Origin of the sequence: Shewanella glacialimarina, assembly GCF_020511155.1 — a bacterium.
Taxonomy (GTDB): Bacteria; Pseudomonadota; Gammaproteobacteria; order Enterobacterales; family Shewanellaceae; genus Shewanella; species Shewanella glacialimarina.
Window position 1 is genome coordinate 3,679,792 of record NZ_CP041216.1, and the last position, 23,391, is coordinate 3,703,182.

The 23,391-nt window shown below is 40.8% G+C and carries 19 protein-coding genes; 12 read left to right on the plus strand and 7 right to left on the minus strand.

What is annotated here, in order from left to right; translation table 11 throughout:
• Positions 1–290: 290 nt before the first annotated feature.
• Together FJ709_RS16080 and FJ709_RS16085 are read right to left on the minus strand one after the other, a co-directional pair.
• The gene (locus FJ709_RS16080) at positions 291–788 is read right to left on the minus strand and encodes a VF530 family protein (RefSeq protein ID WP_226411053.1); all 498 of its coding nucleotides are present in this window, start codon (positions 786–788) and stop codon (positions 291–293) included.
• Between the two features lie 234 nt (positions 789–1,022).
• Positions 1,023–2,462, minus strand: coding sequence for a methyl-accepting chemotaxis protein (locus FJ709_RS16085; RefSeq protein WP_226411055.1), 1,440 nt, complete (start codon positions 2,460–2,462; stop codon positions 1,023–1,025).
• A 226-nt stretch (positions 2,463–2,688) separates the two neighbouring features.
• Here FJ709_RS16085 and FJ709_RS16090 point away from each other — a divergent pair, with 226 nt between their 5' ends.
• Positions 2,689–3,549, plus strand: coding sequence for a PA4780 family RIO1-like protein kinase (locus FJ709_RS16090; RefSeq protein WP_226411057.1), 861 nt, complete (start codon positions 2,689–2,691; stop codon positions 3,547–3,549).
• Positions 3,550–3,834: 285 nt separating this feature from the next.
• Positions 3,835–4,728: a substrate-binding periplasmic protein gene (locus tag FJ709_RS16095; RefSeq protein ID WP_226411059.1), complete on the plus strand. Its 894-nt coding sequence runs from the start codon at positions 3,835–3,837 to the stop codon at positions 4,726–4,728.
• A 112-nt stretch (positions 4,729–4,840) separates the two neighbouring features.
• On the opposite strand, the gene FJ709_RS16100 is transcribed toward FJ709_RS16095, so the two are convergent.
• A complete protein-coding gene (locus tag FJ709_RS16100) occupies positions 4,841–5,230 on the minus strand; it encodes a ribosome recycling factor family protein (protein WP_226411061.1) in 390 nt (129 codons plus the stop codon).
• Positions 5,231–5,483: 253 nt separating this feature from the next.
• Here FJ709_RS16100 and FJ709_RS16105 point away from each other — a divergent pair, with 253 nt between their 5' ends.
• Entirely contained in the window at positions 5,484–6,611 is a 1,128-nt protein-coding gene (locus FJ709_RS16105; RefSeq protein WP_226411063.1) for a Na/Pi symporter, read from the plus strand.
• Positions 6,612–6,696: 85 nt separating this feature from the next.
• Here the strand turns inward: FJ709_RS16105 and FJ709_RS16110 are convergent, their stop codons facing one another.
• Positions 6,697–7,242, minus strand: a complete 546-nt coding sequence (locus FJ709_RS16110) for a hypothetical protein (RefSeq protein ID WP_226411065.1) — start codon at positions 7,240–7,242, stop codon at positions 6,697–6,699.
• 214 nt (positions 7,243–7,456) lie between these two features.
• Here FJ709_RS16110 and FJ709_RS16115 point away from each other — a divergent pair, with 214 nt between their 5' ends.
• Positions 7,457–8,065: a protein-disulfide isomerase gene (locus tag FJ709_RS16115; protein ID WP_226416022.1), complete on the plus strand. Its 609-nt coding sequence runs from the start codon at positions 7,457–7,459 to the stop codon at positions 8,063–8,065.
• Between the two features lie 149 nt (positions 8,066–8,214).
• On the opposite strand, the gene FJ709_RS16120 is transcribed toward FJ709_RS16115, so the two are convergent.
• The gene (locus FJ709_RS16120) at positions 8,215–8,847 is read right to left on the minus strand and encodes a LysE family translocator (protein ID WP_226411067.1); all 633 of its coding nucleotides are present in this window, start codon (positions 8,845–8,847) and stop codon (positions 8,215–8,217) included.
• Between the two features lie 731 nt (positions 8,848–9,578).
• On the opposite strand from FJ709_RS16120, the gene FJ709_RS16125 reads away from it, so the two are divergent.
• The 4 genes from FJ709_RS16125 (at position 9,579) to FJ709_RS16140 (ending at position 15,204) form a co-directional block, all read left to right on the plus strand.
• A complete protein-coding gene (locus tag FJ709_RS16125) occupies positions 9,579–10,559 on the plus strand; it encodes a sensor histidine kinase (protein WP_226411069.1) in 981 nt (326 codons plus the stop codon).
• On the plus strand, positions 10,553–11,251 hold the full coding sequence (locus FJ709_RS16130; protein WP_226411071.1) for a LytR/AlgR family response regulator transcription factor: 699 nt from the start codon (positions 10,553–10,555) through the stop codon (positions 11,249–11,251). Before FJ709_RS16125 ends, FJ709_RS16130 begins: the two co-directional genes overlap by 7 nt.
• Positions 11,252–11,326: 75 nt before the next feature.
• Entirely contained in the window at positions 11,327–12,709 is a 1,383-nt protein-coding gene (locus FJ709_RS16135) for an amidohydrolase family protein (protein WP_226411073.1), read from the plus strand.
• 503 nt (positions 12,710–13,212) lie between these two features.
• Positions 13,213–15,204: a methyl-accepting chemotaxis protein gene (locus FJ709_RS16140; protein ID WP_226411075.1), complete on the plus strand. Its 1,992-nt coding sequence runs from the start codon at positions 13,213–13,215 to the stop codon at positions 15,202–15,204.
• Between the two features lie 243 nt (positions 15,205–15,447).
• Here the strand turns inward: FJ709_RS16140 and FJ709_RS16145 are convergent, their stop codons facing one another.
• On the minus strand, positions 15,448–15,708 hold the full coding sequence (locus tag FJ709_RS16145) for a DUF5062 family protein (RefSeq protein WP_226411077.1): 261 nt from the start codon (positions 15,706–15,708) through the stop codon (positions 15,448–15,450).
• A gap of 288 nt (positions 15,709–15,996) precedes the next feature.
• On the opposite strand from FJ709_RS16145, the gene FJ709_RS16150 reads away from it, so the two are divergent.
• On the plus strand, positions 15,997–18,153 hold the full coding sequence (locus FJ709_RS16150; RefSeq protein WP_226411079.1) for a M3 family metallopeptidase: 2,157 nt from the start codon (positions 15,997–15,999) through the stop codon (positions 18,151–18,153).
• 207 nt (positions 18,154–18,360) lie between these two features.
• On the opposite strand, the gene FJ709_RS16155 is transcribed toward FJ709_RS16150, so the two are convergent.
• The gene (locus FJ709_RS16155; protein WP_226411081.1) at positions 18,361–20,079 is read right to left on the minus strand and encodes a hypothetical protein; all 1,719 of its coding nucleotides are present in this window, start codon (positions 20,077–20,079) and stop codon (positions 18,361–18,363) included.
• Between the two features lie 562 nt (positions 20,080–20,641).
• Here FJ709_RS16155 and FJ709_RS16160 point away from each other — a divergent pair.
• The 3 genes from FJ709_RS16160 to FJ709_RS16170 all read left to right on the plus strand — a co-directional run bounded on the left by FJ709_RS16160 (position 20,642) and on the right by FJ709_RS16170 (position 22,850).
• Positions 20,642–20,884 (plus strand): type II toxin-antitoxin system RelB/DinJ family antitoxin, encoded by a 243-nt coding sequence (locus FJ709_RS16160; protein WP_226411083.1) that lies wholly within the window; start codon positions 20,642–20,644, stop codon positions 20,882–20,884.
• Entirely contained in the window at positions 20,874–21,158 is a 285-nt protein-coding gene (locus FJ709_RS16165; RefSeq protein WP_226411085.1) for a type II toxin-antitoxin system RelE family toxin, read from the plus strand. Before FJ709_RS16160 ends, FJ709_RS16165 begins: the two co-directional genes overlap by 11 nt.
• A gap of 765 nt (positions 21,159–21,923) precedes the next feature.
• Positions 21,924–22,850 (plus strand): restriction endonuclease, encoded by a 927-nt coding sequence (locus FJ709_RS16170; protein WP_226411087.1) that lies wholly within the window; start codon positions 21,924–21,926, stop codon positions 22,848–22,850.
• The last annotated feature ends 541 nt before the right edge of the window (positions 22,851–23,391 follow it).

Here is a 23,391-nt window from a genome sequence, read left to right on the forward strand (position 1 = left end):
CTAACTTCGTTATTATTTACCCAAGAAGACTTACAATAGATTAGCTATTGATGCATAAATTCGCCTTGTTAACAGCGCAAAGCTCAAGTTTGAAAGTAAACACTTGAGCTTTTACTGTTTCAATACCGTTTATTCACCTCTTAACCCGAGTTGAGGTTAAATATTGTTACTAGAGCTATCGAATATAAAGTGCTGATGATGGGATAAAAAATTAGCGCCTTAAAAAAGGCGCTAATATGTTTTAGTGTATTGAGTTAAGTCTGCTAATTAAGCTTGAGTAAGCTAAACGACTAATTACCCCAGGGATTTTTAGGGTCTTGCGATGGCGCAGGTCGATTGCTACTAGTGCGTTTATTTTGCGCATAGGCATCTTGAGTTTTTGGCTTATCTTTACCATATTGAGGGCGGCTATTATTACGCTTCATCTCTTGATAATCTGATGTCGCTTTGTCACGCATCTCAGCAACTAACTCCACGGTTAGCTCTTGAGGCTTACGCGGCATAATGCCATCAAAAAATCCGCGTTCCCGAGGTTTTAACTCAAACTGCGCCGCACTACCTTTGGGCATACGCTTAAAACGATAAAGGTAAAAGTTTTCTACGCGTTCCCTAGCCCATTCAGTCTTTTTTAAAAACTTCACAGCGGCTTCCATACTTGGGTTGGTATGAAAACACTCTAAACGCAGTGCTGCGTATAGGATTTTCCAATCGTAAAAGTCGACTAGCTCTGTCACCATGGTTTCTAATTTTAAACCATGTAGTGGGTTATTCTGTTGTAATTCAATCATAAAGAGTTCCAATAACCGAATTTTCGGTTTTTTTGTAGCAAAAACGACAACGGTATCAATATCAATCTATTCAATATGAGCCGCCGAATACGCCTATGATAGCAAATAAATCATCCTTATCTAAGCGAACCGCTAATATAAAAATAGCTTAGATATAAAACCTAAGCTATTTGCACTCACATGAATAAAACCATTATCTGATTAACACGTCATATTAAGCGACCCACAAGATGCCTATGCTGTGTGGTAATGCTCTAAAATTTTACCTAAACTTTCTGATGCTTTAGATAAATCTTTAACACTATTTGACGACTGCTTTGCCAGGTCTTTAATTGTATTGGCTTTTTGACGGATATCACTTAGCTCCGATGCAATATCATTTGCGACTGCACTTTGCTGCTGTGATGACGCTGCAATCTGGAAGCTCATATCGATGACGACTTGAGAAGATTCGTTAATTGAACTGACATCGGTACCAATAAGACTCACAAGCTCGCTACTGGTTTGTGCTTGTTTAACAGTATTCTGAGTAATACGGTCCATATTGTTGGTTTCTGATTGTAAGTTTTCAATCATAGTATGAATTTCTACCGTTGCAGCCTGAGTTCTACTGGCTAGGGTACGGACTTCATCGGCCACTACCGCAAAACCACGCCCCATTTCGCCTGCGCGCGCAGCTTCAATAGCAGCATTTAACGCCAATAAATTAGTTTGCTGGGAAATAGCATTAATAGTAGTGATGACATCATTAATATTAACCGCGTTTGTTTTTAGCGTATTAACTGACTCAGAGGTTTGCTCAATAAGCACTGATAATTGCTCAATCTCACTAATCGCTTTTTGGACTCGCTCAAAGCTTTGACTAATAGATTTTGAGTTTTGCTCAACTTGACTGACTGATTTCTGCGAGATGCTAGACACCTCGGCAGCAGAAGCTGTCATTTCCTCCATTGCCGTAGCAACCGAATCAAGAGATGAATACTGGTGATCAATTTGCAATTCGCTTTCATGGTTTACATTGGCAAACGAATTTGAAGTACTGTTTAATGTTTTAGCATTCGCTTTAACTGTAGTGACCAGTTCACTTAATGTATCCATGGCTTTATCAAGTGCACAACCAATGGTACCAAACTCATCCCTGCCAGGATGGAAACCTAATCGAGAGGTAAGATTACCCTTGCCAATGTTTTCGGTCGTATTCCAAAGCACCCAAAGCGCCCCGCCAATAAAGGTAGCATTCCAGTAAGTAATTAACCCGAAAGGCAATAGCCATAACAGGGTTAAAAACGCACTCGTTAACGCATCACTTTTAGCTGCGGCTTCTTGATTGGCAACAGCTTCAGTCAAAGCGTAATTCTCACCAGATGTTGCACGCATAACAGCAGTGATGGAGTCTCGGTTACGGCTTGACTGAGATAAGCCTGTGGTTTGAATATTTAATTTATCTAACTTATCTGTTTGTTCAGCACCATCAGTCGCTTGCAAAATACCTTTTAATTGGCTTTCAAGCATAAATTGTGACTGCTGCTCTATTAGGTTGATATTGTCTTGATAACGAAAAGTCGCTAGGCTGATTATTGCAAGTGCAAAGACACCAAATATGACCCAAAATTTGTCATTAATAGACATTTTAATAAATATTTTATCAATACTACGAAAATCAACTTCTTTCATACTTCAGTCCAACTCTTTAGTGATGACGGCATTTATGCAATCTTAGATTAAAAATGTACAAATGACAGCAAGGATAAATATAATATCTACATAGGACAAAAAACATGGCATTTGAGGTACATCATAAACATATCTTTTAGTATAAATAAACGTCACATTTACTTTGATGTAGAAAAACCTTCGTTTGGGCATTCCATCCTACGCATATTTACGGTATAAGGACGCAATGAAAATCCCAAAAAGAATCCAACCTCTGGTTGAAGAAGGCTTGGTGGACGAAGTCCTCAGTCAATTAATGAGTGGCAAAGAAGCTACTGTTTATGTCGTGCGTTGCGGCGAGGATATTCGCTGCGCCAAAGTTTATAAAGATGTAGACAAGCGAAGCTTTAAACAAGCGGTGCAATATCAAGAAGGCCGTAAAGTTCGCAATAGTCGCCGCGCTAGAGCGATGGAAAAGGGATCGAAATTTGGCCGCGACCAACAAGAAGAAGCCTGGCAGAATGCCGAGGTCGATGCACTGTATAAGCTAGCGGATGCAGGCGTACGTGTGCCTAAACCTTATGGCTGCTATTCAGGCGTATTGTTGATGGAATTGGTCACAGATGATGACGGTATGGTAGCACCGCGCCTAAACGACGTTGAAATGACAACCGAGGATGCTATTCGTGATCATGCCAGCATGATTGAATATACTAAGTTAATGTTATGTGCTGGTTTAGTTCATGGTGATTTATCTGAATTTAATGTACTGGTAGATAGTAACGGACCTGTCATTATTGACTTACCTCAAGCTGTTGATGCGGCCGCCAATAACAATGCAGAATGGATGTTTGCCCGCGATGTAAACAACATGACCAACTACTATAGTCAATTCGCTCCAGAGCTTGCCGTGACTAAGTATGCCAAAGAAATGTGGGCATTATTTGAAGCGGGAGAGTTAACTCCTCTTTCGAAACTGACCGGCGAATTCCAAGAAAGTGAGCATATTGCCGATGTGGGTGCCATTCTTGAGGAAATTAATGCTGCTAGGGAAGAAGAACAAGAACGTTTACAGCGAATTGTAGACGCAAATTCTGATCAAGACTAGTTTGTAGAATCGATGATATAAAATGTTCATGGTGCTTTACTGTTCACTAGTGGAGTTGTTCTACTCCACTTAATTTAGCCTTAGCCGCATATGATGACTTAACTTCTCTCTATTTTTTGACGTGAGCTAACTCTTAAAAATAATTTCTCAGCAAATCAATATTATTCTAATTTAATCATCTTTGGCGCTAGCGATGAGCGGGATAGCAGGCTAGGATGAAGTAAGTTTAGTAAAATATTAATTTCTACATTCCACGCTCAATACCAAAGCAAAACAGTGGCCAATATGATATTGAAAAATACATTGTTATTTACTCTGCTATTCTGTTGCCAGTCTTACATTGTTTGGGGGCAAAATGCAGAATCAATTTGTTCTGAACCGATAAAAGTCGGCTTTAATGATTGGGCACCCTACTCTTGGGTTGATGCCTCAGGTAATGCTGTCGGACTCGATATCGACATGCTTACTCTTGTTGCTAATAATCTTGGCTGCCAAGTAAACTTTATCCACATGCCGATTAAGCGTGCTCACCAAATGTTAAAGGCTGGCACCTTAGACATGATGATGGGAGCCAGCTACACAAAAGAGCGAGAGAAGTATGCCTTTTTTAGCCAATCATACAGAGATGAAGAAATAAGATTGTTTACCAAGGCAGATACCTTACCTCAAATTAGTATAGAAAAATGGCAGGATATTTTTAGTCAGAAGTTAACGCTGTTAGTGCCTACCTATGGCTGGTATGGGAAAGACTATTTACAGTCAAAAGCAGAATTACAAAATCAGGGCTTATTAGTTATTAGCCAGGATGCGGCACAATCGGTAAGGATGCTCGCCTATAAAAGAGGCGATATTCTGATCGGCGACTCCATTTCTTTACCTTACATAGCGAATCAATCAGAGAATCTTGCACTAGAACCATTACCTCTTCTTGTAGACAGCAATAAAATTCATTTCATGTTAAGTAAACAAACAAAAAGCTCTGGCTTATTACAGGAAATAAACAATGCCATCTCAACCCTATCAAACCGCGGGGCATTAGCAAAGGTGGTTAACAAATGGCAGAATATTTCTGTCGCACAAACCCCAAAAACATCTACTGAAGAACCAATCCAAGCACCTGCTGTTATAGACAATCATGGTGCTTTCAATTATACGGGCCAAGGGCAGCTAAGCCGTTAGTGATTGATGACTAACACTGCAGCTTTAGGCTAGCGTTTTCCCCTTAATCGCGCTGAAGTTATTACTTTAGAATAACAAAGTTAGCGTTAGATTATGTGTTTCCAGAGAAAACTTAATATAAATCAGCATTAAAACGGGCAACTCTTGCTTCAGCTACAGTGCAATCGGTGATCTGCATTAATTCACTTAAGGTGATATTGGGGCTTTGGATGATTAAACGTTTAAGCTTGTTTTCTAACGATTCTAACTTGTCAGCATGACCTAGTAAGCCTGTATCAATTTTTTGGATTAAATAACCAAACGCCTCAGCCTGCTCTGTTTTTAATCGCATTGAAAATGATTGCACCTGAATCGCCGAACCTATTATCAGCCAGTTCCTCGAACGACGCACACGTTTAAGCTCACAACCAGATTGCAAGGCTATAGCTTTAGCATGCTTAACATTGTTTCCCTCTATTCGATGAATAAGTGAAGGCAGTGAAATAGTGATCGGTTCATCCATTGATATGTTTACCAAGATAATGTTTATCGTTAACTGAATACAGAGGAACACCGTAACAAGTCGCCGCGCTTCCAAAAATATAAAGTAATATTTTCAAAAGCTTATATTAAAAACCACACTCTGAATTTTACATGAAAAAGATCACGCTTTTTGTTAGAAATATATTTTCAATTTGCTCTGCCAAACTGATTACTTTTTTTTGCCTTCTGATAGAATGCGCCGCGTCACATAAGTGTCATTTTGGAGTTGTTGCATGAGCGTTTCTCCCTTACCAATTGGCAATACATTGCGTTGGTTCAGTTTAATAGCATCACTGTATTTACTATTGCTTGCTGTCGCAATGATAAGTACAGGTTTTAAATTAGCAAGCGGTGAACAAGCAATGGCATTGTTTGAGTTTGCTTCACACCCTGTAACCGGATTAATGGTCGGTTTAATTGCCACCGCGTTAATCCAATCATCAAGTACTACTACCAGTATTATTGTCGGCTTAGTCGCTGGCGGTTTACCTCTACAAATCGCTATTCCCATGATCATGGGAGCAAATATAGGCACCACCTTAACCAATACCTTAGTTAGCTTAGGACACTTACGTTGTCAGCATGAATTTCGTCGTGCCTTTGCAGGCGCAACCGTGCATGACTTTTTCAATTTACTCGCGGTGTGCATCTTCTTACCATTAGAAATTATGTTTGGCTTACTGGAAAAGTTAAGCGGCTGGATAGTCGCCCCCTTTGCCGCAATGGGCAGTTCTGGCAGCATTGGTTTCGATTTTATCAAACCGATGACAAAGCCTGTAACCGAATTTATTTCCAGCCAACTACAGTTTGAAAACCCAATCATTAATGGCACGATTGTCATTGGATTGGGTATATTCATTTTGTTTTTTGCGGTGTTATTTATGGGGCAGCAACTGAAAACCTTAATGGTTGGACGCGCAGAAACAATCTTAAAAACGGCATTGGGTCGCGGACCTGGTCATGGCATTGCAGCAGGTACAGCTGTTACGGTGCTGGTGCAATCTTCATCCACCACGACAAGTTTGATAGTGCCGCTTATAGGCAACAATATTATTACCCTAAAAGAAGCTTATCCCTTCACCTTAGGCGCGAATATTGGCACCTGTATTACCGCATTACTGGCGGCAATGGCTGTTTCTGGCGATCACGCAATATTGGGATTACAAATAGCATTTGTGCATTTGTGTTTTAACGTATTAGGCGTATTAGTGCTGTACGGTATCCCTTCCTTCCGTAACTTGCCGATTAACTGTGCCGAATGGTTAGCTGAAAAAGCCCAAAATAATAAATTAACTGTAGTGGCTCATATAGCTACAGTCTTCTTTATTATTCCTGCAGCGCTGATTACGATGACGCACTGATTGTCGTTTAGATAGAATAAGCAGATCATATTGATGGGGTTCCGAAAAAATCTGAACCCCATTTTTTATTTAACCCGATCAGAGATTATTTAGTCTGACACTCAAGTAGAAGTTGCTGAAAATGGCCACCTAAATCTTGGGTAGCAAATTGCTCACTAGCCATTGCCATTTGCTGCATACTGGCTATCGCGCCCGTTACCCCTTGCTGCTCAATTAATGCCTTAGCGTAAGACGCGGCATCAGCCCCCTTTTGAAGCAAACTAGCCACTTGTTCAAAGCTGACATCTTGCTCCAGTAACTTTTGTACTGAACCTATTAATTCAGCAACCTGAGCAGACTCAGCCAAAGCACCTTCCACACTGACTAACTCACCAAGCGGATCTTGACTTAATTTGGCAGCAACACATGCTGACACACTACCCGTTTCGGCGCTCTTAATCACCGCATCAATGCCTTCGCTTCGAACAGCCTCTATGGCGGATTTTAACTGTTCATCTTTCGCTAACCAAAGCGCTTCTGCTTGTTGTTTTTCATCAGCACCGAAAAAGCCACAACCAGACAATACAACTCCCGTAGCCAAACAACTGCCTATGACTAAAACACGTGTTTTCGATAAAAAAGCCTGCGACATTCTCACTCCTGCAATCAAGTATGATTTATTAAGGTTAATGCCATGACTGTATAGGTCAGACGTTAAACCAGCATGAATAATCACAAGATATCCATTAGTCTTATCAACAGAGTTTATCATTGGACAATAAACACTGATTCAATGATTCAATGATTGAATAATGCCAACAAACTATTTAGGATCAACTTATCAACCGCCAACAAGAATGACCTCAATGACCACCGAGCTTTATTTTATCTACGACTCACACTGCCCTTGGAGCTATGCCGCAACACCTTTGGTAAATGCATTGCAAGCAGCCTACCCTGAAATGATTGTTCACTTATTACACAGTGCGCATTACATAGGCCAAGACAGTGCTGGCGAAGAACAGATGGAAGCCGCTGCACGGATCAGTGGACTTAAGTTTGGCAGAGATCATATTCGCTATGTAAATAGCCCTAAGAACTCAGTGAAAACCGCAAACCTAATGGGATGGGTACAAAGCAAACAAGCCAGCAAACAATTAGATGTGTTAAATGCTATACAAAGGGCACACTTCATTGAAGGCAACCCGTTAGATAACAAACACGATTTCAATGCCATTGTCGAAAAGTTTAAACTATCGCCATCAAATAAAGTGTTTAAAGATGAGCTGAGTATAGAGGCAGAACACGTGCTAGAAGGTATTGAAGAAATTCAACAAGTCATCGGTACTGCAGGCTTCCCTGTTATGGTAATGACCGTCAATGACAACGCTATTTTTATCGACCACTCACAATATCTAAGCAGTCCTCACGCTGTAGTTGCTGCGGTTGAGAAAGAAATCGCTGCAATTAAATAATTAGCAATTAACTAGCCTAAAGTGAATCTAACTCGGCAATAGATTAATATCTGTAGCGTAAATAGACAATAAAAAGCCACGGTTTATAACCGTGGCTTTTTATTATTTAGTTTCTAATAACACATTTATTCAATGCGTTAACTAACATTTTATATTTGAGAAGACAGTAACCAAATCGCCAAAGCAAAAAATATCACGCCCATAAACTTGTTCTGATATGTACGAAACTTTTCATTATTCAGCAAGGGTTTACCTAAACTTCCCACTAAAGCCACCAGCAACAAATTAAACAACAATCCCATCACATTAAGCAATAGCCCTAATGCCAGCATTTGCTCGCCTGAACTGGCACTAAGCTGAGTAGAGACAAACTGCGGTAAAAACAAAACAAAAAACAGCAGTGCTTTAGGATTAAGAAGGTTACTGGTAACTGCGCGGCGATAAAGCAATTTAGCTAAGTTATTTTGCTGCTCTATTTCAGGGGCCTCTGTTGCGAGACTGCGCATACAGTCCCAGCCCATTTTAAGTAAATAAGCACCACCCAGTAAACGCAATAACTCTAATGCTATTGGATTCATAGCAACCAATGCAGACACACCCATGGCCGCAAGCAAGGTTAAAATAAGCCCAGAAGTTGCATTGCCTAAGCTGGCATATACACCCACTTTGCGGCCATAGCTGAGGCTAGAGCTGGCGATTAATAGCATATCAGGACCCGGTATTAATAGAAGAGCGATAACAGTGGTTAAATAAACAGGCAGTAAAGCTAGGTCAATCATCATAAAGGCACAAATATTAGGTCAGCAGCAAAGAAGGGGCGGATTCTACAGCTAACCAACATGAATTAAAATCATCTTGGGCTAAAAGTAAAAGTTATCCTGGCAGAGTTTGCTTACGGGGAGCATTGGATGATGTTGTATCTAGCCACACGCTGATTTTAGGTCTCTAAATTAATTTAAGATGTGTCATAAAGGCCAACCCGATGGCTAGCTTGTTTGTGAAGCGTATACATGGTTTATAAACTTACTTATAAAAACTACAACCTTACCTTTAACTGTCATAGTAAGCGTTTGATCGCAAAGAGCTATATATTGTGCGGTACAACACTGCCTTCTGGATGTCATATTTGTCGACATCAGCGCACTCCTTACCATTAAAAAAATACTTCCGAGCTCGAAAATTGCAGACACATTATCTAGACGATATGGATTAACGCTGGTTTAGTATTAATCTAGGTAATTGTCTTTCCTGGAGTGAATATAATGTACGCGATATTAGACCATTGCTCAGATATTTTACTGCCCCATGCAGTTTATAACACTATGATGTTAGTTTGCCGTAAATCAATTCATACTCCCAGGTCTACATTTCAAGATGCTATCTCTGCAGTTCGCCATATCGCTACTTGTGCAAGCGGCAGTATTATATATAGTTGCAATTGTCTCAAACCAGCCCTAACAAGGCATGTTTCATAAGCACAATGTCCAAAAAAATAGGTATCAGGAAGCAATAAATGCAGGTAAGCAAAAAAAATTCTATTTTGATCAGCCTATTTTTAGCATTTTTATATGTGTTGCCAGCGAGTAACGAATGGCTACAAATGGGACGACCGAATAATACCCTGTTCATATACAGCACACCTATTTGGCTTACTTTTTTCTATCTCGGACCTTTCTGGATATATTACTTTCTACAGAATTTACCCGCGATAAGCCAAAGGCATATTGCATTTAGAGCTATGTTGTTTTGCCTGATTATGTGGGCTGGTGCCAATATTGTTGCCGAGCTTCACCTGTCATTGTTTGCCCATTTTACATTCCCTCTTTTTGAACGATTTTATGCTGCGTTACTGTGGGGCGTTTTCTTGTTTACGCTATGGGAAACATACAGCCTTAGTTTGCGTTATGCCCATGAAAAAGACTTAAGAGAGCAAGCGCAGCTACAGAATTTAACTAACCAATTAAACCCGCACTTTCTATTTAACTCCCTCAATACTATTTCAGCGCTAATGGCCACAGACACACAAAAAGCCGATACCATATTGCACAGTTTTTCAGATATTTTAAGGGCCAGTCTCGATATCAAAACACCGCTAATCCCCCTTAATCAGGAAATCGAAACTTGCAAAAAATACCTATCGCTGGAACAAGCCCGCTTCGGCGACAAAATAATCGTCGACTGGCAAATAACAGCCACTTTGGACGCGATTAACATCCCGCCTTTACTGCTTCAGCCTATTTTTGAAAATGCCATAAAACACAATAAAGGCAGCAAGCTTGAAATCAAGGTTGAGATCCATCCAAGCCCTAAGGGCTGCGAAATAAGCATAAGGGATAACGGCAAAGGCTTTTCGCAAAAAGTACTCGACGGCCAGCGTAACGGTCACGGATTAAGCTTGATTGAAAAACGCTTAGCCTTGCATCAACTAGGCGAACTTAAGATAAAAAATGACAATGGAGCAAGTTACCAAATTGCATTGGAGGCCAAATGCTAAGCGTATTTATTGTTGAAGACGAGTTTCACGCCCGTGAGAAATTAAAACTGCAGTTATCACAATTGCCTAATATCACTTTATTAGGGGAAGCTGAGCAATTAACAGATGCGGTTGAGCGCATCAACCAGCTAGCACCTAATGTGGTATTTCTGGATATTGAGCTTGGTGAGCACAGTGGCTTTAGCTTGTTCGATAACTTAAATATCAAAACCCAGGTTATCTTTACCACAGCTTACAGTGACTTCGCCCTTAAGGCCTTCGACAATGGCGCAATAGACTATCTGCTAAAGCCATTTAACTTAGCAAGACTCACCCAAGCCTTATCACGCATAGCCGCTAAAGACGTGCAATCAGCGTCAGCTAAAGTGAGGGTCAGTGCAAAATCAGGTAATAAAACCTACATACTCGAACAAGAAGATATCGTCTTTTTTCAAACCAATCTCAATATGACAATCGCTCAAACAAGAGAGAGAAACTATGTCATTGATAAAACATTAGAGCAGCTGGACCTAGCATTAGATAGCCACTTTCTGCGAGTGCACAGAAACGCCATTATCAATACCCAAAGAGTGGATAATCTTGTGAGACTAGAAAACGGCAACTATCAAATTCAGTTTATCGATTGCGATACCAGCGTCACCACCAGCCGCAGCGGTACCAGCAAGGTAAAACAGTATTTCAACCTAACCTAGCCATATCTCAGTGGCAGCAGATCTAGCTGCCACTGCCTTAAGACATCCACCTTAAAACAACAAAAGGAAAATGCCATGAAATTAATATGGAAGCTTTCACTCGCCTTAATTTTACTGCTCAACTATTTAGCACTAGGTTCAGATGCGAGCGCTGCAGAGCGTTGGTTCTTAAATGCCTCTGTGCTTGACCCTGATTCTAAAGAAGTCACATTAAAGAATGTGTTAATCCGTGATAATGAGATTATTCAAGTGACTGAGGCTATCCCTGTCAATGATGGCATTTTCCAAGAGGACTTGGCCGGCGATCTTATGTTGCCAGGCATGATAGACATGCACACCCATGCTTGGGGAAATGGCTCACTTACCCATAACGAGGGTTACCAATACATAGGCATAAGAGGTACTTTAAACGCCATGCTTTACGCTGGAGTGCACGGTGCGCTGGATTTATTCGGCAAGGAAGATCAACTGCTTGATTACCGCGATAACCAATACCCAAGCATAAGGGATGAAGCACAGCTGTTTGCCGCAGGCCCTTGCTTCACGGTAACAAAAGGCCACTGCTCCCAAATGGGCATTAAGACCCGCATTATCGATTCGCCTGAGCAAGTCCCGCTCGAAGTGCAAGAGTTGGCAGTTAAACGCCCCAATGTACTCAAAGTGGTCTTAGAGCAGGATCATCCTAGAAGACCCACTGTATCTAAAGAAACCCTGCAAGCATTTCTGGCTGAAGCCAGGAAACTAAATATCCCCTCAGTGGTTCATGTGGGAAGCTGGGAGGATGTGCGAACCGCGAGTGAACTTGGCGCGAATGCCATTACCCATCTCCCTCTTACGCCTATGCCAGAGGATATCCCTGCGTTGCTAAAAGCCAACGAAACCGCCATTATTACCACAGTCGGCGTGATCCTTGAAACTCAGCGATTATTCAAAGAAGTCCCTAAAAGTCATACCGATGAGTTAACCCGAACCTTGGTAAAACCAGCCATACTTGAGCAGTTCCCCGTTGAGAAAAAGAGTAAAGGTAAAGTTGACTGGCTAACATCAGAAAAGTGGCTTCACGCCAAGGTTAATGCCACAGATTCGCTCACTAAACTTGTTGCCCAAGGAGTCACCATCATTGCCGCCTCAGATAGCGCCAACTTAACTATGTATCAAGGGGTTGGCCTGCACGTTGAGTTATTTCATTTGCAGCAATTAGGCATGTCAGCCAAAGATATTTTACTCTCGGTAACCCATGAGGCTTATCAATTTTTGGGGATTAACTGGGGAATCAAAGCAGGCGCTAAGGCAAACTTTATCATTCTCCCTCTTGAAGTCAGCGAAGACATAACGAAAACGGTTGAATTTAAGCGCATTTATTTAGAAGGCCGTATTGTCGATAGAGAAAAGTTACTCACATACGCCACCCCAAGCAACTGGCAATATAGCAAGCTAATCCTGGGGATTGAAGATTAGTAAGTTAGAGCCTAAAAGCTCAAGCCACTGTGACTGTCCCTAGAATAATGCGACATGTAAATGTGACGTGTTATGACTGTCGTGGGTCGCCTCTGCTTTTAATGGCAACGTCCATAAAAGAGCGACTAAGACATAAAAAAGCGACTAAAAATAGTACTTAAAAATAGTGTTTAAAAAGTCCCACAAAAAAAGCGACCTCTCAGGAGTTCGCTTTTTTCATTTTAAGAATTTAATAATGGCTGACAGCGGTAATATTGGCAAATGTTCAGGGGATGAATAAGGTTTTTAGTCCAGTTACCAATACTGCACAGAGATTAAATAAATGGCTAATTGCATTTATCATTATTACCACACTATATGGATATTGTTAATTATATTTATATGGATTAAAGCATGGTTTAACTGCCGATAAAAATTTAACGACTATAATGTGATTAGCGTTAATTCGTGATGCTAAAGCGAAAGTAACATCCGGTTCAGTGAGCTCGTAAAGGGTATTCCTAATGGAAAAGCAAACGTTATTAATTTCACAAAAAGCGACCTACCTTAGTGTGGGTTTATTAGTCACAGCAATTGTACTTATTTATGTGGTAATGCAGACATTAGCATTACCGGTTATTCAAAAAGAGGTTGAAAAGAAAGAGCTATTACGTATTTCGGCCAGTGTTAATGAAGTAAGAATTGAACTCAGTAAAGGCGCTGTGTTGACCCAAAGCTTAGCCTCGTTAGCAGCAACTTTACCCTTAGATGAACAACAATTTTCGCTGCTATTTCCCCAAATAATTGACCAGTTTGGCAATGCCAATGTCGCTGGCGGGGGCATTTGGCCAGAACCTAACGCTTTTAGCTCAGGTGTGGCATTAAAATCTTTTTTTTGGGCACGAAATGCTTCAGGGCAATTAGACAAAATTGATGATTACAATAAACCGAGTGGTCCTGGCTATCATAATGAAGCCTGGTATATTGCGGGGCGTTCACTTAACACTGGACAATGCGGTTGGTCTGAAGCTTATGAAGATCCGGTCAGTGGCACGGCCATGGTCACCTGCACTGTCGCAATTAATCGAGCAGGTCAGTTTTGGGGAGTGGCAACCGTTGATTTAATGCTAGCGGGTTTAGATAAGCTGTTTAAGCGCCAAAACCAAGAGTCGGGCGGGTTCAACTTTGTACTTGGTCAAGACAATCAAATTATTAGCTTTCCAAGTATTCGCTCAACATCCCTTGATATGAAAAAACTCAATGATGTTGTCGCCCAAGATAGCAGCTTACAACCGCTATTAAGCGCAATCAACAGCGGCCAAACCATCATTCAACTGCCAGAGGGCGTTGTCGAAGGCAGTGGCTCTATGTTGGCGATAATGGATATGCCAGAAGAAGGCATGAAGATTGGCATAGTGCTACCTGACCCTATCATCCAAAAACCTATCAGTGATTTAAGCTTAAGCTTATACGCTACGCTTATTCCAATGCTGCTTTTTTTTGTTGGTATTCTGATTTTGAATGCCAACAAAGTGATGCAATGGGTGAATGAGACCACTGCGCAAATTCGCATGTTAATCAGTGGTGGTTCTGCTGCGACGCTCAAAATTGACAGGCATGATGAAATAGGTAATTTAAAACAAGCCGTTAACCAATACAGCGAACATCTTAAGGGCTTGCTTGGACAGATAGCAAACGAAGCAGTGGAGGCCAAAGCCCGAGCAAAACAGCTAAATGATATGTCCTCTATGCTAAAGCAACGCGCTGAGTCACAACTAACAGAAAACCACATGCTTGCCGCTGCCATCACAGAAATGTCAGCCAGCGCAGCAGAGGTGGCACGAAACACCAAATCAACCTCAGAAACCGTCGACGAATCCCAAGGTCTGGTTCAACGACGTATGGATGATGTTAAAGAAAATAGTAAAGCCAACCAGGCATTGTCAGAAGTACTTCAACAAACTGCCAATATTATTAATCGTCTTGCGTCGGACTCTCAACAAATGGGTACTATGTTAGATGTGATTAAAAGTATTTCAGAGCAAACGAATTTGTTGGCATTAAATGCCGCCATTGAAGCCGCTAGAGCGGGCGAACAGGGGCGAGGGTTTGCGGTGGTTGCAGATGAAGTAAGAACCCTAGCTGGCCGCTCTCAAGAGTCAGCCAGCAAGATAGAAGCTATGATAGCTCAGTTACAAACATCTGCTAGCCAGGGCGTGAATATTATCGTCAGTTCACAGTCTTTATCGAGTGAGTCTTTGACTCGATCAGAGAAAGTTATTGCAGGATTTAATGAAATTATCGAAGTGTTTAGCGGCATAAGTCGCAGCACTTCGCAAATAGCAGTAGCAGCCAGTGAGCAGTCAAACGTGTCGGGCGAAATTAACCAACTTGCCGAAAACATTAGAGTCAGTAATGACTTAAATGCCAAGGATGCGCTTGAATTAGCCAATGTCAGTAGCTCGTCATCAGAGTTATCAAATCGTCTGTATGATTTGAGTAAAGGCTATGCTTAGTGATCAGGCAGTAAGCTACAGGACTATTTTGCATATATAGCGTTGTCACCATAAGATGAGTGACATAGTCGAAAATAGCCCAACAAAAAAGCGAACTCTTTTAGGTTCGCTTTTTTCTAGCATTTAACAATCTCTAAAATGTAACCATTACTGAAAAGTAACAGACGCTGGAATGTAATAATCGCTTGAATGAAGCAATGCCAAGGCCATTAATACCGTTAACGGTATCCTTGAGAGTAAAGATCAGTTGAGTAATTCATGCTCTTTAGGCAGTTGCTTACTGATCCATAATATCAATTTATGCTTGCGATTCGGACCATCATCTTTATCTTCGGCTAAGGCTTGAATCAGGTTATCTTCAACCAATAATCGATAAATACATTCCACTTTATCTTTGGGTGAAATGCCTTTACCAAAATCAGCAAAACCCCGTTTTTGCGCGTAGCCCATGCCTATTTCCATTGCAAGTTTTAGCAGTTTTGTATCGTGTTTACCCGCTTTCATCTATCGCCCTTATCGTGCGTATTTATCATTATTAAGCTACGCGAATATCCATAAAATACCACTAAAATTTATGACTTAGATGCCTATATATCTCGCAAATATCACTATTGGTGGCATAGATTTTAAAAATTAATCTTAGTTAATATCATAACCCTATGCGGCAAGGCGAAGGCTTGGTATTGTATTGAGGTTATTATTTTATGTTTTTACGGCCACTATTCAACGCTACGATCATATTTTGAATAGGCGTAAAGCACCTCAATCGGGCAAAGACCCAAGGATATTTCAATGCGTAAAACCCTTATAACAACAGCAGTCAGTGCTGCACTAATGCTTGGCGCCTGTTCGGAGCAATCAGCAGACACTTCAATGACCAGCAAAACGACCGCAGAGGCATCAACAACAATGACAAAAACGCCTGCCGCTGCCGACAACGTGCTATTAACGCCAAGCCCTTTACAATATATGGCGCCGCAATTTGATAAACTAAAAGCGGGTGACTACTTACCTGCATTTGAACAGGGCATGTTAGAGCACAAAGCAGAAATTGCCGCGATTACCAATAACACTGAAGCCGCCACGTTTGACAACACCATTGTCGCGTTAGAAAAAACCGGTGTGATTTTAGACCGTACTCAACGCGCCTTTTTCAATCTTACCGGATTAATTTCTGACGACAATTTCATCAGTGTTGAAGAACAAATTGTTCCTAAGCTAACGGCACACCAGGACAATATTTATCTTGATGAAAAGCTTTTTGCCCGCATTCAAACTATTTATAAAAACAAAGCGACATTAACCGGCGAAGATTTACGCTTAGTAGAAGTTTACTACGAGCGTTTTGTACGTTCAGGCGCTGAATTGTCTGATGCAGACAAAAGCACAATGCGTCAGTTAAACGGTGAATTAGCCAAGTTTGAAACGAGCTTCTCACAAAACGTGTTGAAATCATTCACAGATGACGTGATCTTGGTTGAAGATAAAGCGCAACTTGACGGTTTATCAGATAACGACATCGCATCACTAGCCTCTGCGGCAAAAGCTGCCGGTAAAACGGGTTACATGATCACCTTAGTGAACACCACCACTCAGCCACTTTTATCTAGCCTTAAAAACCGCGATTTACGTAAAAAATTGTGGCAAACCTCTGCTTATCGCGCCATGGAAACTAACGCGCCGTTAAACATTAAAATAGCTCAGTTACGTGCACAAAAAGCGCAACTATTAGGTTACCCAACATGGGCGGCTTACTCACTAGGCGATCAAATGGCCAAAAACCCAGAAGCGGTTTACGGCATACTTGACGACCTAGCACCAAAAGCACTGGTTAAAGCAAAAATTGAAGCTGCTGATATTCAAGCTGAAATTGTTAAAGATGGTAAAGACTTTACCCTTGAACCATGGGACTGGGCTTACTATGCAGAGAAAGTACGTACCGCTAAATATGACCTAGACGACGGCCAGGTTAAGCCTTATTTTGAAATGAACACTGTACTAAATGACGGATTGTTCTTTGCGATGAATAAGCTTTATGGCATCACAGTTAAACCGCGCGCTGATTTACCTGTGTGGCATAAAGATGTGACTGCATATGAAATATTTAACCAAGACGGCAGCTCAATTGGCCTGTTCTATTTAGACCCATATGCACGCCAAGGTAAGCGTGGTGGAGCCTGGATGGATGAATTGGTTAGCCAATCATTCTTGAAAAATACTAAGCCAGTGGTCTATAACGTGCTGAATATTCCTAAGCCTGCCGAAGGTCAGCCAACACTGATGACATTTGACGAAGTGAGCACCATGTTCCATGAATTTGGACATGCTATTCACGGCTTATACTCACAGGTTAAATATCCAAGTTTAGCGGGCACTTTAACCGCACGTGACTTTGTTGAGTTTCCATCACAAGCCAACGAAGACTGGAGCATAGAGCCACAAGTACTAGCAAACTATGCGAAGCACTATCAAACCGGCGAGCCTATTCCTGCAGAGCTTCTTGCTAAAGTATTAAAGTCACATACCTTTAACCAAGGCTTTGGCACGGTTGAGTACTTAGCTGCGGCGCTGCTTGATATGGAATGGCACTCAATTGCTGCAGGAACTGAAATTAGTGATGTTGCCGCTTTTGAAAAACAAGCACTAGCAAAACACGGTTTAGATTACACGCCTGTAGCACCACGCTATAAAACCACCTACTTTAGCCACAGTTTCGGCGGCGGTTATTCAGCGGGTTACTACGCTTACTTATGGACTGAAGTGTTTGCCGCAGACGCGTTCTCGCACATGATGTCACAAGGTGGTTTAACCCTAGAAAATGGCCAGAAATATCGTGATGCTGTGTTGTCAAAAGGTAATAGCCAGGATCTAATGCAAAGCTATATCGACTTTGCCGGTAAAAAACCTTCAACTGACGCCCTATTAAAGCGTCGTGGTTTAGTTAACTAACCTCTGGGTTAAACAACTAACGTATACAATCAGTAACCTTAATAATCGACCTCAGAATGATATCTGGGGTCGATTTTTTACATCTGAATGTCCGACAATTTAAGCCTAGCATGCACTCGCTTTAGGTTTAGCTTTAGCGCTTCGGCCAATAAAAAGCCGTTCGCGATTAAGCGAACGGCTTTCCTATTTTCAAGCACTTGCTACAAATTACTTAGCGGCTTTAGTATTCACTTTCGAGCCAATCTCAATGCCTTTAGCATTAATATCAATCGTCATCTGCATACTCATATTGTAATCTTTCATCATAGACAACTCTGGCGGAATTTCTTCACCGCTTTGCTCTATCATGGTCATCATTGGCGATAACATTTTCTCGTAATCAACCGCCAAGTTAAGTAAACCATTTGAAGTTAATGCTTGCTTACCTAAACTATCCGCTAATTTTTGTGCTTCATCACCGGCAAACAATACCAAATGCTGACCTTTAACAGCCATTTTTGCTTGTACGCCAAACTCAGGTGGCAACATCAACAGTGAAGTGACATCAACCGCTTCACCGTCAGCCTTTAAATCAACCTGAGCTAAAGGTGGATACATAGGTTTAACCATATCAAGCAACAGGGTTGGGTTTTCAGCAGACATAGTCACTAACGCGTCTAACTTGTCAAAAGCTGGTGAACCATCAGTATCTTTTAACTGATAATCGATTACCGTTAAGCTTAACCCTTTAACGCCATTAGCCATGCCGGTCATCATACCAATCATGGCTGGGTTGAACTCTTCTAATGCATATTGGCTTCCAGCTAAAGGCTGACATTGGTAGCTTGGTGTTTTTAAATCTTTCCAAACCGCGTTTAAAGATGGTGCTAACTGAGCCACATCAATCCCTAAACCAAATGACATAATATGGTCGGCAGCATCAGCACCAAAATCAGGAATAAAACCACGCATTTTAGATAATGCATCCAGTATCACTGCATTTTTGCTTTCAATCACAAAACGCGCATCAAATGTACTTTCTTCACGCGATACAGAATAAGACTTAAATCCCATTACCGAACGAGGCCAGTTATTAGCAATGCCCATTAGCTCAGTTTGACACTGTTCGCTGTGAAGTTCGGCAAATGGATCTTCATCCTGCAGCGCTGCCAATTTAGTAATTTGCTTAGCCAACATGTTGCCATCGGTAGAGGTGATACCTTTCACTAACTCAACATGGTTGATAAAACTAATACTGTCTTGCATAAAGCCGTGTTGCTTGGCAATATCTTGTAGCATAGTGGTGGCAGAAATTGGGTTATCAACTTTTTTGGCACCTAACGCGGTTTGCAACAATTCAACTTGGTTAAATGAGGTGTTTAACGTAACAGTTAACCAACCTTTATCTTCAGCAAAGATAATATCCACTGTTTCATCAGAATCTTCACCGGTTAATCGATAAACACGGTATTCAAGCTCTGCGGTGGTGCCGACTGTGTGCGTTAAGCCACTTTCTTGCTCTGCGCGATCTAATTCAGCCCAAAACGCTTTCGCATCAGCCAATTGAAGCTTCATCACTGGCAAAGCACCTAGAGTATAAAAATAACTTTGCATCTCATCAGGTAAACCATAATGCGCTATCAGCTTGTCAGGCTCGGTCATCAATGTCAGATATTGCTTATAAAGACTTAAGAAAAACTTCTCGTGCGGCTCAGAAAAATCGCTCAACTCACCAAGCTGCTCAACTGAATAACCTTGAGCACTTCCCGCAGAGCTATACAGATAATCTTTAAAGGGAAAAGGGCTTAATTGCCCTGAAAACGCTAACGTATCTGCTGGAATATAATCCAGCATAGGATTTGCCACTACTGAGTTAGATTGTTGGCTAAAATAATATCCACCCGCACCAACCGCTAATACAGCAACTGCAACAGCCATTTTATTCATTTATAAACTCCAATTTATTCACTATTTAACTCTTCCATGAGAGTCACGAGGATTATCTGTTGGTCAAAAGTACCTATTTCCAACTTTCAAAGACATAGGTAAACGATTCAATAATTTAACATTAATTCGACCTTAACGCATTAGCTTAGGCTTCAATTTAATTATGATTATCATTTTAAATAGAGGCCGCTACTCGGGTTGAAAGGTGTAGTCAATAAGCTAAATTCGACACCTTTAGCTTAACCTGCAGGATTTAAAGATTGAGTGGAAAAAGATGATTTCAAGAACACTAACTTGGTTTTGCCCTTGCTCCTTGTTAGAGAACATCCAATTTAAACTTTGCTCGAACATCGTTATCACTAGTTTATGAAAGCACCATTTTGAGGTAAATCTATCTACTATTAACATCATAAAATCTTTTCGACACTACTCTGCATTTATATAATAGTTTGATATTTTTTGGCGCTTCGACCTAGGGGCGCTATCTGACAACATTTGGTGCTTGCTATTTGTACAGCAAACTCATAGCATGTAATTACATTTGTAACTACAGAGTCTGATTATGGGAACCATTAATATTCGTGTCGATGATGAGCTAAAAACACGCTCTTATGCGGCTTTGGAAAAACTCGGTGTGACGCCATCAGAGTTGCTACGCCAAACATTGGAATATGTAGCGCAAAGAGGGGTGCTGCCATTTAAGCCGGTACTGTTAACCGATGAGGACCAAGCCCTTTTAGAATTAGCAAAGGCTCGCTTGGCCGATCCACAACCTGGCGTGAAGGTTACTTTGGATGACCTATGAATTGGAGTTTGATCCCCGTGCTTTGAAGGAATGGCACAAGTTGGGTGATACCATTCGCCAGCAGTTTAAGAAGAAGTTGGCTGAGGTGCAGGTTAACCCTCGTGTCGAAGCCAATCAGTTACGAGAATTACCAGATTGTTACAAAATCAAGTTGCGTAGCGCGGGTTATCGATTGATATACCAAGTGCAAGATGAGCGGATCACTGTTTTTGTCGTAGCAGTTGGAAAAAGAGAAGGCGCTGAAGCTTACAAAGATGCTGATAAACGTTTGTAATTTAAGGATAGGGCTATATATCCATTTTTCATTCGTAACATTTATGGAAGATATTTGAATTTGTAACTAATCCGAAGGTACATTAGAACATTTTTGTCCAGAAATGTGCCTAGGATCGTAAGCCTGTAAATTATTTATGCCCCAAAGTTTGTTTGGAAATATGGCCTGCGGCCACCAACGTCGTGGCGCTTCACCCACACCAGACCAAGAGGGTATCAACAGCAATACCCTCTTGGATCACCCTGCCGCCCCAGACGAAAAATGCTGAAAAGCGCATAATTTTCGATGGGGATCGATCCAGCTTTAAACTTCATCTGTATCCGGCTTCGGCCATTGTCGAAAAGCCCTAACGCTTCCGATGAGCCGTCCCTGGCCCAACGAAAGCTAGCGTGGCATCCATGCCAAGCTGACGGCCTTTTCTCGATGACCTCAATTCAAACTGGACATCTCAGCTTATCTTATGGAATTGTTACAAATGAAGTTAAATCTAAGAAGCGAAAATATCATCTGTATAAGAACCTGCGGCAGAAAATGGATTAGATTGAAGTCACAGACTGATTTAACCTACCTTATACAACTTGTATTAAAACATTGAATTAAAACCATAAAGTAGATTAAAGTATGAAAACTTAAGGACAAAGTTGGGTAACCTCGAACATAATCATCGAGCACGCCATTTAGGGAAGAAAAAGCCATTCAATAGCATATGCCGATCTGCTCCCTTTTTAAAGTCTACTGTGACCATACTAATTTTAAGGATAATGAATGCTTAATTTCTTGAAATCAATACTAAATCCATATTCAATTGATAAAGTTCATCAACTTCGTGATGCTATTATAAATAACTGTAGTAATGAGACTTGGTTCAAAAATAGCTTTGACATAACTGATAACTTATACAAGCCAATCACCAAAAATATTGCTTGGGAAGATTCAAAAATAAATTATATGGCTCAGACAATGATTCTGTCTGAGGATATAAAAAAAGCATTAATTAAAAATTTTTTAATCGAGAATAGTTATTTACAAAAATTATCCCTGAGAAAAAGACAACTAGTTTTCTGTGATTCATATGGTGATATAAATATTGATGACTGGGTTAGAGAGTCTCAAACCTTTAGTCAAAAAAGGGAAATAGCTATAATGTCATACATTATCAATAAAACCCCTCCCGTGTTAAAACATGCTCTTGCTAGTATAGATCGACTTCAATATTTTCATAGTTTTGAAGAGTTTGAACAACCACTTCACGAGTTTATCATCCAAATTGTTGATGATATTGAATTCGATGATTTTGCTCATATTACAGTAGATGTTAATCAAGAAATAACACCTTATGAATATGAGAATATTATTGCTAGCCATTTATGTAACTTTGGTTGGAATGCCTACCATACTTCAGGAAGTGGGGATCAAGGTGCTGATGTAGTAGCCGAAAAACATGGTCTTAAATATGTATTTCAATGTAAATTGTATAATCAACCTGTAGGGAATAACGCCGTTCAGGAAGTTTCTTCTGCACGAGATTATTACGAAGCTTTTGGTGCTGTAGTTGTAACAAATAATGATTATACCAAATCTGCTCGACAGCTTGCTGAAAGCCAAAACGTATGGCTTATTCACGATAGTTATCTTGAAGAATGGAGTAATAATATTGATATTATGATTCTTGAAATTGCGGATGAAATTTAACTGCATGTATGTCTAAGAAATGATTATGTCCAGAAATGAGTTAACTCCTGTTTTTATATAGCTCTTTCCCGCAGCCATCAATGAAGCTAAATCGAAGAGACAAAGATTCAGGTGCAGATGAGCCAGCGAGTATCCAAAACAAGGATGTTTTGGTTAAGCCCACATGGAGGTGCTTGCGGCGTCTCGCTGGATCATCTGCACTTGTAGTTAATCTCAAACCTATGAGGATTTAATTGGATCTGGTTACACTTTTATAAAAACAAATCTTCCAACCCACTTCTGTCCAAATATAAGGTTGGTGATCTCAATTAAGTCTCGGATGCAAAATATGGGATTGTTTTTTTAAAGCTCAAAGGTTACGTAAAGACTATAAAGGTGAACCATGAGTGTTTGCGAGACGACCGTCCGCCCCATGGACGGGGCGGAAGATCTATATGGAGCGCTCTTGTTTAAATCAAAAGCTGCGCGTGTCGGTAAGTCAATGCCATGGTAAGCCTGTAAACAGAATTTAAGCCAAGCGCACTTTTCGCCCAGAAATGAA

Bases quoted from the DNA above. Each gene is read 5' to 3' on its own strand.
- FJ709_RS16095 (WP_226411059.1), top strand. From the start codon at position 3,835: ATGATATTGAAAAATACATTGTTATTTACTCTGCTATTCTGTTGCCAG.
- FJ709_RS16165 (WP_226411085.1), top strand. From the start codon at position 20,874: ATGACCTATGAATTGGAGTTTGATCCCCGTGCTTTGAAGGAATGGCAC.
- FJ709_RS16090 (WP_226411057.1), top strand. From the start codon at position 2,689: ATGAAAATCCCAAAAAGAATCCAACCTCTGGTTGAAGAAGGCTTGGTG.
- FJ709_RS16150 (WP_226411079.1), top strand. From the start codon at position 15,997: ATGCGTAAAACCCTTATAACAACAGCAGTCAGTGCTGCACTAATGCTT.
- FJ709_RS16110 (WP_226411065.1), bottom strand. From the start codon at position 7,242: ATGTCGCAGGCTTTTTTATCGAAAACACGTGTTTTAGTCATAGGCAGT.
- FJ709_RS16155 (WP_226411081.1), bottom strand. From the start codon at position 20,079: ATGAATAAAATGGCTGTTGCAGTTGCTGTATTAGCGGTTGGTGCGGGT.
- FJ709_RS16130 (WP_226411071.1), top strand. From the start codon at position 10,553: ATGCTAAGCGTATTTATTGTTGAAGACGAGTTTCACGCCCGTGAGAAA.
- FJ709_RS16080 (WP_226411053.1), bottom strand. From the start codon at position 788: ATGATTGAATTACAACAGAATAACCCACTACATGGTTTAAAATTAGAA.
- FJ709_RS16100 (WP_226411061.1), bottom strand. From the start codon at position 5,230: ATGGATGAACCGATCACTATTTCACTGCCTTCACTTATTCATCGAATA.
- FJ709_RS16120 (WP_226411067.1), bottom strand. From the start codon at position 8,847: ATGATGATTGACCTAGCTTTACTGCCTGTTTATTTAACCACTGTTATC.
- FJ709_RS16145 (WP_226411077.1), bottom strand. From the start codon at position 15,708: ATGAAAGCGGGTAAACACGATACAAAACTGCTAAAACTTGCAATGGAA.
- FJ709_RS16140 (WP_226411075.1), top strand. From the start codon at position 13,213: ATGGAAAAGCAAACGTTATTAATTTCACAAAAAGCGACCTACCTTAGT.
- FJ709_RS16170 (WP_226411087.1), top strand. From the start codon at position 21,924: ATGCTTAATTTCTTGAAATCAATACTAAATCCATATTCAATTGATAAA.
- FJ709_RS16160 (WP_226411083.1), top strand. From the start codon at position 20,642: ATGGGAACCATTAATATTCGTGTCGATGATGAGCTAAAAACACGCTCT.
- FJ709_RS16085 (WP_226411055.1), bottom strand. From the start codon at position 2,462: ATGAAAGAAGTTGATTTTCGTAGTATTGATAAAATATTTATTAAAATG.
- FJ709_RS16105 (WP_226411063.1), top strand. From the start codon at position 5,484: ATGAGCGTTTCTCCCTTACCAATTGGCAATACATTGCGTTGGTTCAGT.
- FJ709_RS16135 (WP_226411073.1), top strand. From the start codon at position 11,327: ATGAAATTAATATGGAAGCTTTCACTCGCCTTAATTTTACTGCTCAAC.
- FJ709_RS16115 (WP_226416022.1), top strand. From the start codon at position 7,457: ATGACCACCGAGCTTTATTTTATCTACGACTCACACTGCCCTTGGAGC.
- FJ709_RS16125 (WP_226411069.1), top strand. From the start codon at position 9,579: ATGCAGGTAAGCAAAAAAAATTCTATTTTGATCAGCCTATTTTTAGCA.